1 protein-coding gene is annotated in these 1,429 nt (G+C 66.6%); it reads left to right on the forward strand.

Annotated features, from left to right (window positions below):
* Positions 1-145 precede the first annotated feature (145 nt).
* A complete protein-coding gene (locus tag IF64_RS0124865) occupies positions 146-1,405 on the forward strand; it encodes an IS701 family transposase (RefSeq protein ID WP_051758150.1) in 1,260 nt (419 codons plus the stop codon).
* The last annotated feature ends 24 nt before the right edge of the window (positions 1,406-1,429 follow it).

The following is a 1,429-nucleotide window of genomic DNA, read 5'->3' on the forward strand; positions in this document are numbered from 1 at the left end:
TACTCCAGCCGGACTTCGTGATCGGGGTTGGTGAGGGGTGCTGGAGATGGGTGCGGCCACCAGTTGATCATGGTCTGTTGTGTGGACTTCCCAAGATCGCCTGGCGGCCGCGGGCGCCAGCATAGACCCTGCCCGTTGGCGGGCGATGTTCGATGAGATGACTGGACGGATCGCGGGCCGCTTCAGCCGGGTCGAGCCGCGACGCCGGGTGGAGAAACTGTTGCTGGGGCTGGTGTCTGAGCTGCCGCGGAAGAACTGTTGGACCATCGCCGAGCATGTCGGGGACGCGACCCCGGACGGCCTGCAACACCTGCTCGCCCGGGCGGTGTGGGATGCCGATGCGGTGCGCGACGACCTGCGCGACTATGTCTGCGATCGCCTCGGCGGCGAGGACGCGGTCCTGGTCGTCGATGAGACCGGGGACCTGAAGAAAGGCACCCACACCGTCGGCGTGCAACGCCAATACACCGGAACGGCCGGCCGGATCGAGAACTCGCAGGTGGCGGTGTATCTGACGTATGCCACGACCGCGGGGCACGCGTTTATCGACCGGGCCCTGTATCTGCCGAAATCCTGGACCAGTGATCGTGACCGCTGCGCGGCGGCCGGGATCAGCGAAGACGTGCAGTTCGCGACCAAACCTTCCCTGGCCACCACCATGATTACCCGCGCTCTCGACGCCGGAGTCGATGCGCCGTGGGTGACCGGCGACGAGGTCTACGGCGCCGAGCCCCGGCTGCGTGGGGCACTGGAGGACCGCGGCGTCGGTTACGTGCTGGCCATCGGATGCGACCGCCGCGTCGCCACCGGCGCTGGAACGCTCCGCCCGGACGAGCTGGCCACACGGCTGCCCAAACACGTGTGGCAGCGTCAGTCGGCCGGTACCGGGGCGAAAGGACACCGCTTCTACGACTGGGCCCTGATCGACATCGATCCCGACGCCGAGACGCCCGGGCATCGATGGCTGCTGATCCGACGCAACCGCCGCACGAAAGAGTTGGCGTTCTACCGCTGCTACGCGCCCACCCCTGTCGCGCTGCCCGTCCTGGTCCGTGTCGCGGGAACCCGTTGGCGCGTCGAGGAATCCTTTCAAACCAGCAAAGGTTTGACCGGGCTGGATCAACACCAGGCCCGCCGCTGGGTCTCCTGGCACCGCTGGACCGTGCTGGCGATGCTCGCGCACGCCTTCCTCACCGTCATTGCCTCGACCGAGCGCGCCCGAGGGGCGGCACCGATCGGCCGGATTTCCGTGACCTGCAACGAAGTCCAGCACCTATTCGCCACGATCGTCATCACTCCGATCAACGACATCGCGCATCGGCTGCGCTTCTCAGCCTGGCGCAGACAGCATCAATACCGAGCCCGGCAGGCCCACTACCAGCAACAATCCACCAGAGAACCATGACCATCACGATCTACGGCTGGAGTA

It is taken from the genome of Prauserella rugosa (assembly GCF_000719975.1).
GTDB classification, from domain to species: Bacteria; Actinomycetota; Actinomycetes; order Mycobacteriales; family Pseudonocardiaceae; genus Prauserella; species Prauserella rugosa.